Origin of the sequence: Novosphingobium sp., from assembly GCF_039595395.1 — a bacterium.
GTDB lineage: Bacteria > Pseudomonadota > Alphaproteobacteria > Sphingomonadales > Sphingomonadaceae > Novosphingobium.
In genome coordinates this window covers 3,429,986-3,444,781 of sequence record NZ_JBCNLP010000001.1, presented here as the reverse complement: position 1 = coordinate 3,444,781, position 14,796 = coordinate 3,429,986, and the positions used below count along the sequence as shown (strand labels likewise).

The 14,796-nt window shown below is 64.7% G+C and carries 19 protein-coding genes and 1 pseudogene; 4 read left to right on the top strand and 16 right to left on the bottom strand.

The genetic code is table 11. The features are described 5' to 3' along the window. Positions 1 to 103: 103 nt before the first annotated feature. Positions 104 to 676, top strand: coding sequence for a GNAT family N-acetyltransferase (locus ABDW49_RS15800; RefSeq protein ID WP_343612970.1), 573 nt, complete (start codon positions 104 to 106; stop codon positions 674 to 676). Between the two features lie 673 nt (positions 677 to 1,349). On the opposite strand, the gene ABDW49_RS15795 is transcribed toward ABDW49_RS15800, so the two are convergent. Further along, a complete protein-coding gene (locus ABDW49_RS15795) occupies positions 1,350 to 3,131 on the bottom strand; it encodes a gamma-glutamyltransferase family protein (RefSeq protein WP_343612968.1) in 1,782 nt (593 codons plus the stop codon). Positions 3,132 to 3,477: 346 nt separating this feature from the next. On the opposite strand from ABDW49_RS15795, the gene ABDW49_RS15790 reads away from it, so the two are divergent. Beyond that, on the top strand, positions 3,478 to 3,783 hold the full coding sequence (locus ABDW49_RS15790) for a PilZ domain-containing protein (RefSeq protein WP_343612967.1): 306 nt from the start codon (positions 3,478 to 3,480) through the stop codon (positions 3,781 to 3,783). A 9-nt stretch (positions 3,784 to 3,792) separates the two neighbouring features. Here the strand turns inward: ABDW49_RS15790 and ABDW49_RS15785 are convergent, their stop codons facing one another. The 7 genes from ABDW49_RS15785 to leuC all read right to left on the bottom strand — a co-directional run bounded on the left by ABDW49_RS15785 (position 3,793) and on the right by leuC (position 9,019). Then, entirely contained in the window at positions 3,793 to 4,581 is a 789-nt protein-coding gene (locus tag ABDW49_RS15785; RefSeq protein ID WP_343612966.1) for an NUDIX hydrolase, read from the bottom strand. Between the two features lie 640 nt (positions 4,582 to 5,221). Beyond that, positions 5,222 to 5,551, bottom strand: a complete 330-nt coding sequence (grxD, locus tag ABDW49_RS15780; RefSeq protein ID WP_343612965.1) for a Grx4 family monothiol glutaredoxin — start codon at positions 5,549 to 5,551, stop codon at positions 5,222 to 5,224. Positions 5,552 to 5,595: 44 nt separating this feature from the next. After that, positions 5,596 to 5,829, bottom strand: a complete 234-nt coding sequence (locus tag ABDW49_RS15775; protein ID WP_068088374.1) for a BolA/IbaG family iron-sulfur metabolism protein — start codon at positions 5,827 to 5,829, stop codon at positions 5,596 to 5,598. Positions 5,830 to 5,851: 22 nt separating this feature from the next. Next, positions 5,852 to 6,166, bottom strand: coding sequence for a DUF1476 domain-containing protein (locus ABDW49_RS15770; RefSeq protein WP_206241283.1), 315 nt, complete (start codon positions 6,164 to 6,166; stop codon positions 5,852 to 5,854). 423 nt (positions 6,167 to 6,589) lie between these two features. Beyond that, entirely contained in the window at positions 6,590 to 7,183 is a 594-nt protein-coding gene (gene leuD, locus ABDW49_RS15765) for a 3-isopropylmalate dehydratase small subunit (RefSeq protein ID WP_343612962.1), read from the bottom strand. Between the two features lie 21 nt (positions 7,184 to 7,204). Further along, on the bottom strand, positions 7,205 to 7,381 hold the full coding sequence (locus ABDW49_RS15760) for a hypothetical protein (RefSeq protein WP_343612961.1): 177 nt from the start codon (positions 7,379 to 7,381) through the stop codon (positions 7,205 to 7,207). A gap of 201 nt (positions 7,382 to 7,582) precedes the next feature. Continuing rightward, positions 7,583 to 9,019 carry a 3-isopropylmalate dehydratase large subunit gene (gene leuC / locus ABDW49_RS15755; protein WP_343612959.1) on the bottom strand — a complete coding sequence of 479 codons (1,437 nt, stop codon included), beginning with the start codon at positions 9,017 to 9,019 and terminating at the stop codon, positions 7,583 to 7,585. Positions 9,020 to 9,343: 324 nt separating this feature from the next. On the opposite strand from leuC, the gene ABDW49_RS15750 reads away from it, so the two are divergent. Further along, on the top strand, positions 9,344 to 9,868 hold the full coding sequence (locus ABDW49_RS15750; RefSeq protein ID WP_343612958.1) for a sterol desaturase family protein: 525 nt from the start codon (positions 9,344 to 9,346) through the stop codon (positions 9,866 to 9,868). A gap of 255 nt (positions 9,869 to 10,123) precedes the next feature. On the opposite strand, the gene ABDW49_RS15745 is transcribed toward ABDW49_RS15750, so the two are convergent. Genes ABDW49_RS15745 through pspA form a run of 8 tightly spaced genes read right to left on the bottom strand, consistent with a single transcriptional unit; the run spans position 10,124 to position 13,316 of the window. Next, positions 10,124 to 10,534 (bottom strand): SufE family protein, encoded by a 411-nt coding sequence (locus tag ABDW49_RS15745; protein WP_343614323.1) that lies wholly within the window; start codon positions 10,532 to 10,534, stop codon positions 10,124 to 10,126. Positions 10,535 to 10,582: 48 nt separating this feature from the next. Next, entirely contained in the window at positions 10,583 to 10,867 is a 285-nt protein-coding gene (locus ABDW49_RS15740) for a hypothetical protein (RefSeq protein WP_343612957.1), read from the bottom strand. A gap of 29 nt (positions 10,868 to 10,896) precedes the next feature. Then, positions 10,897 to 11,214, bottom strand: coding sequence for a hypothetical protein (locus ABDW49_RS15735; protein WP_343612955.1), 318 nt, complete (start codon positions 11,212 to 11,214; stop codon positions 10,897 to 10,899). 33 nt (positions 11,215 to 11,247) lie between these two features. After that, positions 11,248 to 11,520, bottom strand: coding sequence for a hypothetical protein (locus ABDW49_RS15730; protein WP_343612953.1), 273 nt, complete (start codon positions 11,518 to 11,520; stop codon positions 11,248 to 11,250). Positions 11,521 to 11,547: 27 nt separating this feature from the next. Next, positions 11,548 to 11,832 carry a hypothetical protein gene (locus ABDW49_RS15725; RefSeq protein ID WP_343612952.1) on the bottom strand — a complete coding sequence of 95 codons (285 nt, stop codon included), beginning with the start codon at positions 11,830 to 11,832 and terminating at the stop codon, positions 11,548 to 11,550. A gap of 35 nt (positions 11,833 to 11,867) precedes the next feature. After that, positions 11,868 to 12,245, bottom strand: coding sequence for an envelope stress response membrane protein PspC (gene pspC, locus ABDW49_RS15720; protein ID WP_343612951.1), 378 nt, complete (start codon positions 12,243 to 12,245; stop codon positions 11,868 to 11,870). Next, positions 12,242 to 12,586: an envelope stress response membrane protein PspB gene (pspB, locus tag ABDW49_RS15715; protein ID WP_343612949.1), complete on the bottom strand. Its 345-nt coding sequence runs from the start codon at positions 12,584 to 12,586 to the stop codon at positions 12,242 to 12,244. The genes pspC and pspB overlap by 4 nt, the downstream gene beginning before the upstream one ends. Positions 12,587 to 12,590: 4 nt before the next feature. Then, entirely contained in the window at positions 12,591 to 13,316 is a 726-nt protein-coding gene (pspA, locus tag ABDW49_RS15710) for a phage shock protein PspA (protein ID WP_343614322.1), read from the bottom strand. A gap of 384 nt (positions 13,317 to 13,700) precedes the next feature. Between pspA and pspF the strand changes: the two are divergent. Further along, positions 13,701 to 14,736, top strand: a pseudogene (pspF, locus tag ABDW49_RS15705) (phage shock protein operon transcriptional activator). The last annotated feature ends 60 nt before the right edge of the window (positions 14,737 to 14,796 follow it).

Genomic DNA, 14,796 nt, shown 5'->3' with positions numbered 1-14,796 from the left:
ATGGTTAAGGAGAAATGCAGGGATGGCCGCGGCACGTCGTGAAGGTTTTCGGGAGGGGCATGCACCGATTGCAAGGGCCTTGGGCGGGAGCTATCGCTTGGGCATGAGCCAGACCCTTTCCAGCGCCGCCATCTCGCCTTTTCTGATTCGCCGGGCCGAACCGGGCGATGCCGCCGCGCTCAGCGCGCTGAAGCTGGCCTGTTTCCGCGAGACCTTCGGCGCGGAGGGTTTTGCGATCCCCTATCCCGCCGCCGACCTCGCCCGCTTCGAGGTGGATGCCTATGGGCAGGCCACGGTGGAGCGCGAACTGGCTGACCCGGCGCATTGGACGTGGGTGGCTCAGGATGATGAGGGAGCCCTGCTGGCCTATGCCCATGCCGGGCCCTGCAAGCTGCCGCATGAGGCTGTGCGCGCGGGAGATCTCGAGCTTTATCAACTCTATCTGCGCCGCTCCGCGCAAGGGGCCGGGCTGGGCAAGCGGTTGCTCGACCTGGTGCTGGACTGGATGGAGCAGCAGGAGCCCAAAGCGCTCTGGCTGGGCGTGTGGCAGGGCAATGACCGCGCGCGTCATGTCTACAGCGGGCGTGGTTTTGTCGTGGCGGGCGAATATCGCTTCGCCGTGGGGGACTGGTTCGACGATGAATTCATCATGCGCAAACCCTTGGCGAAGGTGTAATTTTACGAAAAGTTACCGGGATATATGGGATTTTTAGTGCCGAGATGACACAGTAGGGGGAATTGTTCTGGCCGGTACAACAATGGATTTGACGAGGCCTGCGTTTTCACGAAGAACGTTTGCACGCCGACAAGGCGGGCAATAAAAAGACAATCGGGGCCGCCATCTTTTTGGCTGGATTTCTGGACTTACGTTCCAGCTTACGGTTCCGATCGGTGCCTATGGGGCCGGAGGCATTGCGGTGTGATCGAATAGGGGGCCACGCGATCCATCGTATCTGCACTTTCCTCCGGGCGGAGCAGGGGGGCTTGTCATCCGCAGCCGGTCGTCGATACCGGGTTGGAATAGGGGCTCGGATCGCAAGATCCGGGCCCCAATTTCGTTTGGGGTTCAGGATTAGGTTTAGAAAAGAAGAAGATGCGAGGGCCATCGCCCTCGCGCTCTCTTTACGTCTTCCGACGAGATGGCAGTGGCACCGAAATGGTGCGCCCAGCCTCTCCACCTGCACAACGAAAAGGCGCCGCAGGCATAAAACCCACGACGCCTTGCGCTTGTCTGAAAGATGAAAGCCTGAGGCGCCGCGACCTTGCCCTATGGTCGAACCCGAAGCGCAACGCAGACAAAAAATGGGAGCGCGAGGGGGTAACCCCCTCGCATCACCCTTCTTCAAACCTTAAAACCCGCGAGCAATCCCCTCACGCCGGGGATCAGCACCCCCGACATAGCGGATAGCCCCCTTGGGCTTGTAAACGATCGCCTGCAGCCCGGAGTTTTCTCCGCGCCCCGAATCCAGCACCTCGCCGCGCGCAGCCAGAGCAGACGTAATATCGTCAGGGAATTTGTCCGCCGAATATTTGTTGCCCATCGCCACCAGATTGGGCAGCGCGACGGCGTCCTGTGGGCTCATCTTCCAGTCGAGGATACCGACCAGCGCCTTCACCACATAGCCCACGATGGCCGTGCCCCCCGGCGAGCCGGTGGCGGCGGCAAAGTGGCCGGTCGCCTTGTCGAGCACGATGGTCGGCGCCATCGACGAGCGCGGGCGCTTGCCCGGCGCCACGGCGTTGGCGGCGGGGGTGCCATCGGCATTGTCGGGCGCGAAGGACGAATCCGTGAGCTGGTTGTTCATGAAGAAGCCGCCAACCATATGCCCATTGCCGAAGATGCTCTCGACCGTGGTGGTCATGGACAGCGCATTGCCGTCGGCATCGACGATCACGATATGACTGGTGCCGCCCGGCTCCAGCGTGTGGTCGGGGCCGACCTTGGGGGCACCGGCGGGGATGCCATAGGTGACGGGCTGGGCTTGCTCGCCGATCAGCGCGGCGCGCTTGGCGAGGTAGTCGGGCGCCAGCAGGCCCTCGGTGGGCACGGGCACGAAGGCGGGGTCGCCCTCATACTTGTCGCGGTCGGCATAGGCGAGGCGGCTGGCCTGCGAGAGCAGATACCAGCCCTTTTCATCCTTGGCGCTGCGCTTGTCGATGTCGGTATGTGCAAGGATGCCCATCGCCTCCTGCAGCGGCAGACCGCCCGAGGGGGCCTGCGGCGTGCAGATGACATAGGCGCGATAGGGGCGGCACAGCGCCTCGGTCTTGCGCGGCTTGTAGGCGGCCATATCGGCCAGCGTCATCGGCGAGGGATAGGGGCCGGTGTGGATGCGCTGCAGGATCGCCTCGGCCAGCGGGCCCGAGAGCAGTCCGGCGGAGCGGTTGGCGGCAATCAGGTCGAGGCTGCCCGCATAGGCCTTGTTGATCAGGCGGTCGCCCGCCTTCATCTGGCTGCCGTCGGCGTTGCGGAAATAGGCCATGGCATCCTCACCATGGGCCTGAGGCGCGCGGCTGACGATCATGCTGGCCAGACGCGGCGAGACGATAAAGCCATCGGTGGCAAGCTCATGCGCGGGGGCGAAGAGGGCCTTCCACGGCAGCTTGCCATGGTCCTTCTGCGCCATGTCGAGCATGGCGATGGCGCCGGGCACGCCGCTGGACTGGCCGCCCATGACGGCCTCGGCATAGGACATCGGCGTGCCGTCGGGGTGGAGGAACTGTTTGGGATTGGCGCCTGCGGGCGCGGTCTCGCGCCCGTCATAGGCGGTGACCTTGTGGGTCTTGGCGTCGTAGAACACCATGAAGGAGCCGCCGCCAAGGCCGGAGCTTTGCGGCTCGACCAGACCCAGCACGGCCTGGATCGCCACCGCGGCATCCACCGCGCTGCCACCGGCCTTCAGCACGCGCATGCCCGCGGCAACCGCCAGCGGATTGGCGGCGGCGACCATCGCATGGGCAGCCTCGCCCGACTGGACGCGCTTGGCCGGGGCGGATGCGGGGGCCTTGGCAGGCAGCGGGCGGGCCAGCGCGGTCAGCGGCGCGGCGGTAACCATGGCGGTGAGCGTCAGGGCCGAAATCAGGCGGATGGCGATGCGGCGGCGCGCGCCGGGAAGGGGGGATTGAGGCAAGATCAAAGGCTCCCTGTGGGGGACGAAAGCGGTGCTGGCGGATGGGGAGCGCCGGGCGCCAGCCAGCCCGGACACCGATTTCATAGCAGGGATACAGGGCAAGGCACCCTGTTATTTGCCCCTGAACTCAGCGTGATCCGCAGCCTGAAAAGCGCGGCACAAAAAGCTTGGGCCCATGAAAAGGTCCTGTCAAACGAGATCGGCTGATCGTTCGCGCGGACCGGTCCGCCTGCATTCCGCAGCCTTTTGCGACGGGCGGTTGTGGTGTGGCCGTAGTCACATCCTAAGGCGCTGTTTACTGTAAAATCGGAAAAAAAATTAACCTCGATGGGGTTAGGCTTAATGCATGGAAACGCCCACTCAGTCTCGCAAGGTCAACAGGTTGCCTGTTACGCTTGCCGCCAAATGTCGCACCATGGGGGGCATGCGCGACGAGGCCTATCTTTGCGACATCTCCACACATGGTTGTAAGATGGTGACGCGCTCGCTCTATCTCTCGATCGGCATGCGCGTGACGATCAAGCCCGATGGCATGGAAGCCATCAGCGGCGTGGTGCGCTGGCTGAGCCAGGATGGCGCAGGGATCGAATTCGACAGCCCGCTCTATGCGCCGGTGGTCGAAAATCTTGGCGTTCGCCACGCAAGGCATTAAGGTTGCACGCTATTTGCGGCGTGCGGTCTCCAGCCTCTCGCGGGTGACCGGATAGCCCAGCCCTTCCGGGATGGTCAGCCATGATGTGCCCTCGGCCTCGATGATGGCGGGCGAGATCGTGTCGAGCGGGCTGGCCAGAGCATGCCGCCGCGCTTCCTCGAAGCTGGAAAACTGCGCCAGCCGCTCCAGCGTGCGGCGGGTGGGGAAGACCAGCGAGAGCCCGCCCGCATCGGCCTGAGCCAGTGTTTCATGCGCCGAAAGCCAGAGCAGCCGCTCGCTCTCATGCGCCTCATGCGACAGGTCGACCTGACCCGAGCCCAGATCCGCCAGATAGAATCGTGTGTCGAACGGGCGGGGCAGCGGCGGGCACCAGCGTGCCAGAGGCGTGAGCGCCGCCGCATTCACGCGCCAGCCCATCGCGTCCAGCACCGGCGCCAGAGCGCCATTGGCCTGTGCCAGCAATATGCGGGCCTCTGCCGCCTGAGCCGCATCGATCGGCTGGCCGTCGCGGTGTGTCAGGCCGATGGCGAGGCCCGTTTCCTCCAGCATCTCGCGGATGGCGGCGATGCGCGCCGCCATATCGGGCAAGCCGTCCCAGCCCTCTGCCATGGGCAGGGTCTCGGCCAGCGCCGCATCGGCCGGATCGACCGCGCCGCCGGGAAACACGCAGGCCCCTGCGGCAAAGCGCATGCTCGCCGCGCGCACCTGCATCAGCAATTGAGGCGCGCCGCCCGCCGGGCCATGCCGGAACACGACCAGCGTGGCAGCCGGGCGCGGTGTGTCGTCAGTGGAGGTCATGAGGGCAGATTGCCCGATGTGCCTGCCTTGGCAAGTTTTGCCGACACTGTCGGAAAATTTTCCACCTTCCGCGCGGGTTTCCGGTAAGGTGTGTCGGGATTTTTAACAGGCTTTACAAATCTTGCCGGCAGAGTTTTTCCGCGAAGTGCCGGAAAACAGGGCTATTTCGAAATTGGCACGGTGTATGCTTTGTTAATGTCACCCAAGCGGTATCGAAGCGGACAATGCCGATCAGTCTCCCGGCAAAGTCCTTACCCCCTTCGATGTCGCACTCCGTCAGGCGGGGCCTTACCCGGTCTCCTCAGGGCCCCGCCGGTCGTTCCCGATCCCGAACCCGTATAGGGCGGCCCCGAAGAGCTTTGGCTTTTCGGGGCCGGTCTGTTTTGAGGGTTTGAAAAGGTTTGAAGGAAGATGCGAGGGGGTTACCCCCTCGCGCTCCCATGACGTCTTCCGATGAACGGGCAGAGGTGCCGCATCGTTGTGCCCAGGCTCTCCACCTGCGCGACCTGAAGCGCCAAGGCTGACAAAAAATGGGAGCGCGAGGGTGTAACACCCTCGCATTCTCTTTTCCTTGAAACCCAAACAAAAAAGCCCCCCGGCACCAACCGGGAGGCTTTTCTCAACCTTCATCCCAAAGCGATCAGGCCTTGGCGACGAGGCCCTTTTCCTCGACCAGCGTCTGCAGTTCGCCGGCTTCGTACATTTCCATCATGATGTCGCTGCCGCCCAGGAACTCGCCCTTGACGTAGAGCTGGGGGATGGTCGGCCATTCCGAGTAGTCCTTGATCCCGGCGCGGATTTCGGGGTCCTGCAGCACGTCGACGGTGTGATAGGGCGCGCCGATGCGGTCGAGGATCGCGATCGCGCGGCTGGAGAAGCCGCACTGCGGGAAGAGCGGCGTGCCCTTCATGAACAGGACGATGTCATTGCCGTTGACGATATCGGCGATGCGGGCGTTGGTGTCGGACATGGCGGCTTCGCTTTCGAAATTGGGGGTAAATTGTCAGTGAGGGATCAGGTGGGGACGCCGGTCTTGATCTGCAAGGCGTGAAGTTCCCCGCCCATGCGGCCGCCCAGCGACTCCATCACCATCTTGTGCTGGATGACGCGCGGCTTGCCCGCAAAGGCGGCCGAGATCACCTCGGCGGCGTAGTGGTCGCCGTCGCCCGCCAGATCGGTGATGGTCACCTGAGCGTCGGGCAGGGCGGCGCGGATCAGCGTTTCGATATCCTGGGCCAGCATCGGCATTGTTCTGTGTTCCTTGAAAAGTTCAGGCGGGGCCCATCAGCGAGCGGCGGGCCTCGGCCTCTTTCTCATGCATAGCGTTGCGGACTTCGGTGTCCTCGGCCTCGACGCCCGCGCGCAGCAGGTCGCCCAGCAGCTTGCGCACAACGTCCTCGTCGTCGGCTTCCTCGAAGTCGGCATGGACGACGCTGCGGGCGTAGGTGTCGGCCTCCTCGGGCGAGAGGCCCATGCGGACAGCCGCCCACTGGCCGAGCAGCCGGTTGCGCCTCGCATGGATGCGAAAGGCCATTTCCGCCTCTTGAGCACCCTGAGCGCGCTCACGGTCGGCAAAGCTGTTCATGCGTTGCGAATCCTTCGCAGTAATGGCGGTGATGCTGTCCGGCAGATAGGGTTCTATCAGACGCGATGCAATCCCGCTATGCGGCCGGGTGCATGGGGGCGTCTTTGTTCGGGCGCAAGGAAGATTGAGCAGGGGGAAGGAAAGAAAATGCGAGGGGGAGTCTTCGATGGTCGCATGTCTCAAGAGACATGCTCCGGCCCCTCGCGCTCCCATAACGTCTTCCGACGCCAGGGCAGGGGCGCCCGATCGGTGCGCCTAGGCTCTCGGCCTGCGTAACAAAAAGGCGCCGCAGGCAGGAAGCCCCGGCGCCTTTCTTCTCGTTAAAGCCTGCGGCGCGGCGACCTAATCCAAAGCCGAACCCGAAGCGCCAAGGCTGACAACTAAAGGGAGCGCGAGGGTGTAACACCCTCGCATTCACCCTTCTTAATGCTGAACGACTGCCAGAAACGGCAGGGCGCCCTTGGCCTTGGCCTCATACCCGCCGATGGCCGCATCGCGCGCCAGCGTAAGGCCGACCTCATCCAGCCCGTTCAGCAGGCAATGCTTGCGGAAGGGGTCGATCTCGAAGGAGAAGCGGTCCTGGAAGGGCGTGGTCACCGTCTGGGTTTCCAGATCGACGGTGATCTCGTCGGTCTTGGCCACTTCCATCAGGCGGTCGATGGCTTCCTGCGGCAGAACCACGGTCAGGATGCCGTTCTTGAAGGCATTGCCCGAAAAGATATCCGAAAAGCTTGGCGCGATGACGCAGGTGATCCCCAGATCGAGCAGCGCCCATGCGGCATGCTCACGCGAGGAGCCGCAGCCGAAGTTGTCGCCCGCGATCAGCGTGGGCGAGCCGGCATAGGTGGGGTTGTCGAAGATGTTGCCCGGCTCGGCGCGGATCGCCTGGAAGGCGCCCTTGCCCAGCCCCGACCGTGTGATGGTCTTGAGGAAGGCGGCGGGGATGATGATGTCGGTGTCCACATTCTTCAGTCCGAAAGGGATGGCCCGTCCGGTCACCTGCGAAATCGGCGTCATGGGTTTGCTTTCTCTGGCGCCTCAGTCCGTTTCGGGGGCGTCTTCGGGGTGGATGGGGGTGGCGGGGGCCTTGCCCTTGCCGCGCGAGGAGTAGAGCAGGACAGCGGCCAGCGCTGCCGAACCGAGGGCGGCTCCGGCGAGGGCTGCGGCTCCTGCCCAGCTTGCGCGTTCGCTGGCGGTTTCGTCTTGCTTGGTCATCGGTCCTCCTGTGCTCTCCTGCGCGTGGGCAGGTAAATCGGGGTGGTTGGGTCACCCCTTTGTGATGCCGCCTACCTTTACGTAACATGGACGCTGTGATCGGCAGGTGGAGATCGAAGGCCCTTTTCGCCGCAGGGGCAAGTGGGCGGAAGGTCTAAGCGGTGGAAAGCGGCGGCCCGGTCGGGAGCCGCCGCTCATCTCTCAGGCCTCGGTCAGATCGCGCACATCGGTCAGGTGACCGGTGACGGCGGCGGCGGCGGCCATGGCCGGGCTGACCAGATGGGTGCGCGCCCCCGGACCCTGACGGCCCATGAAGTTGCGGTTGCTGGTCGAGGCGCAGCGTTCGCCCGCAGGCACCTTGTCCGGGTTCATGCCCAGGCAGGCCGAGCAGCCGGGCTCACGCCATTCCAGCCCTGCGTCGATGAAGATCTTGTCGAGACCTTCCTCTTCGGCCTGCGCCTTCACAAGGCCCGAGCCGGGGACGACGATGGCCCATTTCACGCCCTCGGCCTTGCGGCGGCCTTTCAGGATGGCGGCGGCGGCGCGCAGATCCTCGATGCGGCTGTTGGTGCAGCTGCCGATGAAGACGTTCTGGATCTCGATATCGACCATGCGCTGGCCGGGCGTCAGGCCCATATAGTCGAGCGACTTGCGCGCGGCTTCCTGCTTGGAGGGATCGGCGAAATCCTCCGGCGCGGGGACGCTGCCGCCGATCGAGATCGTGTCTTCCGGGCTGGTGCCCCAGGTGACGGTCGGCGCGATATCGGCGGCATCGATGACGATGGTCTTGTCAAAGAGCGCGCCGGCGTCCGAGTGGAGATCGTGCCACCAGTCGACGGCCTTGTCCCATGCCTCGCCCTTGGGCGCATAGGGGCGGCCCTTGACGTAAGCGATGGTCTTCTCGTCCGGCGCGATCAGGCCGGCGCGGGCGCCATGCTCGATGGCCATGTTGCTGACCGTCAGGCGGCCCTCGATCGACAGGTCGCGGATCACCGAGCCGGTGTATTCGATCACATAGCCCGTGCCGCCGCTGGCGCCCAAAGTGCCGCAGATGTGCAGCACGACATCCTTGGCGGTGACGCCGGGTGCCAGCGTGCCGTCAACGCGCACCTCCATCGTCTTGGAGCGCTTGAGCAGCAGGGTCTGCGTGGCCAGCACATGCTCGACCTCGCTGGTGCCGATGCCGAAGGCCAGCGCGCCCAGACCGCCGTGGCAGGCCGTATGGCTGTCACCGCAGACGATGGTGGCGCCGGGCAGCGAAAAACCCTGCTCGGGACCGACGACATGGACGATGCCCTGTTCGGCATCGGTGGCGCCGATCAGGCGCACGCCGAATTCCGGCGCATTGCGCTCCAGCGCGGCGAGCTGCTGGGCGCTTTCCACGTCCGCGATGGGCAGGCGATGGCCCGCCGCATCGAGTCGCGCCGTGGTGGGCAGGTTGTGATCGGGCACCGCCAGCGTAAGGTCGGGACGACGCACCTTGCGGCCAGAGACGCGAAGCGCCTCAAAAGCCTGCGGACTCGTCACCTCATGCACGAGGTGGCGGTCGATATAGATCAGGCTGGTGCCATCATCGCGGGTTTCCACCACATGGGCGTCCCAGATCTTTTCGTACAGCGTGCGCGGTTGTTTCGTCATAATGGTTCGCCACCTAGGCATCCGCGCGTGCGAATGCAAGGTTTGCGCATCATAGCACGGCTGTGAACCATGCGGAACCGGCGCCCGCCCCAATCGGTGGCGCAATCGGCCCTGGGCGGGGTGCCGGTCCGACATGTCGGTGTCCGGGCGCAAAGGCCCGGACACCGCCCCACGAGCCTGAATCGGTGGCCTGCGGGGGAGCAGAACCGTCAGGATGGGTATGCCTGTCTAGACTCCCGAAAAGGGATTTGGTTTCATGGACTTTGCGGCAAAATGGCAAAGTGGGGCTTTGCTGCAACACTCTTGCGGCCTATGGTCTTTTCGATGAGCCAGAGCGCCTTTCTTGCCACCATGATCGTGATCGCCAGCTTCCTGGCGATGGAGGCAATCGCCTGGAGCGCGCACAAATACATCATGCATGGCTTCGGCTGGGCCTGGCATCGCGATCACCATGAACCGCACGACGGCTTCCTTGAGCGCAACGACTTCTATGCGGTGTTCGGTGCCGCGATCAGCATTGGGGCTTTCAGTGTGGGCAGCCCTCTGGTGATGGGTGTTCAGGCGTGGTGGCCCGGCACATGGATCGGGCTGGGCGTGCTGGCTTACGGCGTGGTCTACACGCTGATCCACGACGGTTTGGTCCACCAGCGCTGGTTCCGCTACGTGCCGCGCGGAGGATACGCCAAGCGTCTGGTGCAGGCACACAAGCTGCATCACGCAACGATTGGCAAGGAGGGCGGGGTGTCCTTCGGTTTTGTGATCGCCCGCGATCCGGTCGTGTTGAAGCGCGAGCTGGCCGAGCAGAGGAAGGCCGGGGTTGCGGTTATTCGGGAAGCTGAAGGGGTTTAAGAAGGAAGATGCGAGGGGATTATCCCCTCGCGCTCCCATGACGTCTTCCGACGACAGGGCAGGGGTGCCGCATTGGTGCGCCCAGACTAGCCAACTGCGCTAGGCATAGCGCCGCAGGCAGTCAATGATCTGTGCGAAGAGTTGCGCTGGCGCTTTTAAAGCCTGCGGCGCAGCGACCTTGCTCAAGGCCGAACCCGAAGCGCCACGTAGACATTAATGGGAGCGCGAGGGTGTAACACCCTCGCATTTCACTCTTTAATTCCCTGAAATCCGCCCGGCATGCTGCTTGATCAGCGAGATCATGTTCGGCACGCCCTGTGTCCGGTTGCTGGAGAGCTGGTTGCGCAAATCAAAAGGCTCCAGCGCCCCGGCGATATCCATATCCGCCACTTCGGCAGCCGGACGACCTTGCACCGTTGCCAGCACCAGCGCGATGATGCCCTTGGTGATGGCAGCGTTGGAGTCGGCCAGGAAGGTCAGCGTTCCGGCGTCTCCGGGTACGGGGTAGACCCAGACGCTGGCCGAGCAGCCCCGCACCAGCGTCGCGTCGGTTTTCAGCGCCTCGGGCATGGGGGGCAGGCTGCGGCCGAGGTCGATCAGCAGGCGATAGCGTTCGTCGGCGTCGAGGAAGTCATATTCCTCATGGATGTCAGCGAGAGTGCGCAAGTCGGTCATGCCGGCGCCGATAGCCTGCCTTGCGCGCCAAATCCATCCTTAGAGATCGACGCCCGAAGCGATGGCCTCCAGTTTGCGGATGCGTTCCTTCAGATCGGCCAGTTCGATGCGCGCGGCGGTGGCGGGGCCGACGTCGGGCTCAAAGCTGTCGTGCCGGGTCGGTCCGGCGCGCAGGTCCAGCTCGCGCGATTTGAGTGAGAGCCAGCCCTGCCAGCCTTTCAGCGCGGCGGCGGTCAGCATCGCCAGCGCGAGCAGGGCGGAAAGGGCGATGGTCGGCACGGCATGCGCGGCCATCAGGGTGGGGGCGATAACAAGCGGTTCCATGGCGAATGTTCCCGGTTGCGGAAGGGAGGTCAGTCCTTGAGCGCGTCGATCTGCGCGGCAAGCTGGCGGGCGGGGGTCTGGCGGGCCTCGTCGGTGGCGATGCGTTCCAGGACGCGGATGCGCTCCTTCAGTTCGGCCACTTCGCGGGCATGGTCGCAGCCCTGCTCGCGGGCGTGGGAGGCGGCCATGGCCTCCATTTCGGCGATATGGTGGCCGCGCAGACGGGGGTCATAACCGCGCTCGGCGGCGATGCGGGCCATTTTCTGGCGGTGGTGCATTATGACCCAGAGGATGCCCATACCGGCCCACATGAAGGGCGCGACGGCGTGTGTGAACTCGTGAAACATGACGATGTTCCTTGAGAGTGACGTGGGAAAGGCTCAGCGCAGGCGCTCGATCTCGTCGGAGAGATCGCGGCTCTTGCGTTCGTCGGTGATGATGCGTTCCAGCACGCGGACGCGCTCGCGCAGTTCCTCGACCTCGCGGCGCAGGGCCGGGTCGGCCTGCGGGGCGGCGGGGGTGACGGACACGGGGTTACCCTTGTGATCGAAGGTGACGTTGTGCCGTCCGCCGCGGGACAGGAGGCTGGCGTGGACCACGCGGGCGACCGCGGTGACAACGACGATGACGACGATGGCTTCGGCCCAGTTCATGGGAAGGCTCCGTGGAGAGAAGGTGGGTTAGTGGTCGGTGCGGGGCGGGGGCGGCAGGGGGTGTTCCTCATGCCGCAGGGCCTCGATCTGGGTGGCGAGATCATAGCCGCCGTCGGTCACGATCCGCTCCAGCACGCGCACCCGCGCTTCGAGTTCGGCGGTGTGCTGGGCGTATTGCGCAGCCTTTTCAGCCGAAAGGGTGGTGGCGGCGGTGATCTGGATTTCGGCGATCTTGCGCTTGTGGTTGGTCCAGATCGCGCTGATCGGGATGGCCAGGGCGGCGAGCGGGATCAGAAGAGCCACGTCCGACATGATGAAATTCCCCCGTTTGATGTTTTGGCGCTGGCTTAGCGCAGCTTTTCGATTTCGTCCGACAGGCGCGGGTTGGAGGAGACGTAATAGGCCTCCACGGCGGCCAGACGGCGGTCGATGTCACGGAAGTCGGCGCGGACCTCGCGGGCGGTGCGGCTGGGCGACTGGCGCACGCCCTGCCAGAATTTTTCTTCCTGCCGGTCGGCATACATGCCGCTCGGCTTGTTCTCGGCCAGGATGCCGAGCGCCAGATAGGCCATGAAGACCACCCCGCCCGAGAGCCACATCAGCGTCAGCATGCCGATGCGCGCCCAGAGGATATCGATCCCGGTGTAGTCGGCAATCCCGGCGCACACGCCCATGAACTTGCCGTTGGCCTTGTCCTTGTAGAACTTTGTGCGGAGCGAGTTCACCGGCGGTTCCTTTCGAATTGGCCGCGAAGGCGGTCGATGCCTTCTGAAACTTCGTTGAGGGCGTTGTGGGCGGAATGCTGATCGAGCGAGCGATCAATCGGATGGTTGGCCAGCGGCGTGCCGGGCTGGAAATCGGGGTGGTCGCTGGCGACCAGACGTTCCACGGTTTCCATCCGGTCGCTCAGGCGGCGGGCGAGCTGGTAGAGTTCCTCCAGCAGGGCCTCGTCGCCATTGGTGAGGGTGGCGGCGGTCTTCCACTTGGTGATGTAATGCAGCACCACCCAGGGCAGACCGACGAAGATCGAGCCAAGGGCGACGACGGGGACGACGACATCCTCCATCGCCTCAGCCCTCCTTGCCGGTGTTGAGCGCGCGCTTCATGGCTTCCAGCTCCTCATCCACCTTGTCGCCCTGGGCGAGGGCGGCGATCTCGTCGGCCAGCGTCTGCTTGTTCGATCCGTCCGCAAGGCTCAGCGCATCGGCGCGCCCTTCGGCGTAATCGACGCGGCGTTCCAGCGCATCGAAGCGGGCCATGGCCTCGTCCACCCGCTCGCTGGCGAGCAGCGTGCGCAGCTTGACGCGGTTTTCGGCGCTTTCGAGGCGGGCGGCAATGGCGGTCTGACGGCTGCGGGCCTCGCGCAGGCGGGTCTGCAGCTTTTCGATGTCGGCCTCATAGGCGCGCAGGCTGTCGTCCAGCACCGAAATCTCGTGGTTGAGCTGGTCGGCCATGTCGCCGGCCTTGCGCTTTTCCACCAGAGCGGCGCGGGCCAGATCCTCGCGGTCCTTGGAGAGGGCGAGCTGGGCCTTTTCCGCCCAATCGGCCTGTAGACGCTCCAGCTTCATGCCGTGGCGGCGCATTTCCTTCTGGTCGGCGATGGTGCGGGCGGCGCTGGCGCGCACCTCCACCAGCGTTTCCTCCATTTCGACGATGATCATGCGGATCATCTTCGAGGGGTCTTCCGCCTTGTCGAGCAGGTCGGAGAAGTTGGCGGCGATGATGTCGCGGGTGCGGGAAAAGATGCTCACGGGGCTAGCTCCGTTCAGAGAAGAATTTTGCGACAGGAGGCGCAACTTTTCGACCTCGCTGTCAAGCCGAAACCGGCGTGCCGGTCGCGGCGCCTGATTGGGGTGGACCGAAGCGCGCTGGAAATCCGCCGGCTGAGGTGAGCGACCGGGGGTGGAGGCGCGCTTCGGTCCGGACTCGAAACCGGCAGCAACGAGCGGGGCCGAGGCGGGCAGGGGCATGTCCGGCTGGGCACCCGCGCCGTTCAGGGGCGCTTCCGGGTCGAGAGGGCTGAAGTGGTTCATGTCTGTGTCCTGTTGGATGACAAGGTTAAAGCAAGGCGCGTGCCAAAATGCGAAAAAGCGCGAAAATCCGCCATTTCCTGCAATGAGGTGTTGTGCGGGCTGTGGGAATTCTTGCCAAGGCTTGGGAAAATGTGCCAATCTTTCGCCATGGCAAGTCTGGGCAATCGCGACGCACAATTCATCGGCCAATCCGGCGCCTTTCTGGACGCCATGGAGCGGGCCAGTCGCGCCGCGCCTCTGCGCCGCCCGGTGCTGGTGATCGGCGAGCGCGGCACCGGCAAGGAGCTGATCGCCGAGCGCCTTCACCGCCTCTCCGCGCGCTGGGACGAGCCGCTGATCACGCTGAATTGCGCGGCCATGCCCGAGACGCTGATCGAGGCGGAATTGTTCGGCCATGAGGCGGGCGCCTTCACCGGCGCGCACCCGCGCCATCGTGCCGGGCGTTTCGAGGAAGCTGACCGGGGGACTTTGTTCCTCGATGAGTTGGGCACGCTGTCGATGGGCGCTCAGGAGCGTCTGTTGCGCGCGGTGGAATATGGTGAGGTGACGCGTATCGGTTCATCCCGCCCGCTGCGGGTGGATGTGCGCATCGTGGCCGCCACCAACGAGGATCTGCCGGCGCATGGCCGCGGCGGGCAAGTTCCGCGCGGACTTGCTGGATCGGCTGGCGTTCGAGGTTATCACCCTGCCGCCCCTGCGCGCCCGCGCCGGAGACGTGCCCGTGCTGGCCGAGCATTTCGCCCGCCGCATGGCCTCGGAACTCGGCTGGGAGCGCTGGCCCGGTTTCGCCACTGGCGTGCTGCGCGCCATGGAGCGCTATGGCTGGCCCGGCAATGTCCGCGAACTGCGCAATGTGGTCGAGCGCGCCGTCTACCGCTGGGACAATCAGGCCGAGCCGGTCGCGGACATCACCTTCGATCCCTTCGAGAGCCCGTGGAAGCCCACCCAGTCCCTGCGCGCCGCCGAGCCCGAAGGTGGGGATGAGGGCGCTGCCCCAACGCTGCCCGCCTTGCCCGAGGCGATCGCCGTGAGCGATCTGCGCGCGGCGGTCGATGCGCATGAGAAGTGCATCATCGAGGGCGCTCTGGCGGGCAACCGTTTCAACCAGCGGCAGACCGCGAAGGCTTTGGGCCTTACTTACGATCAGCTGCGGCATTCGATGAAGAAGCACGGGTTGTTGTAAGGGGAAAGGAATAAGCAGGGGGTCATCACCCCCTGCACCCCCTTTTAATGTCTTGACCTG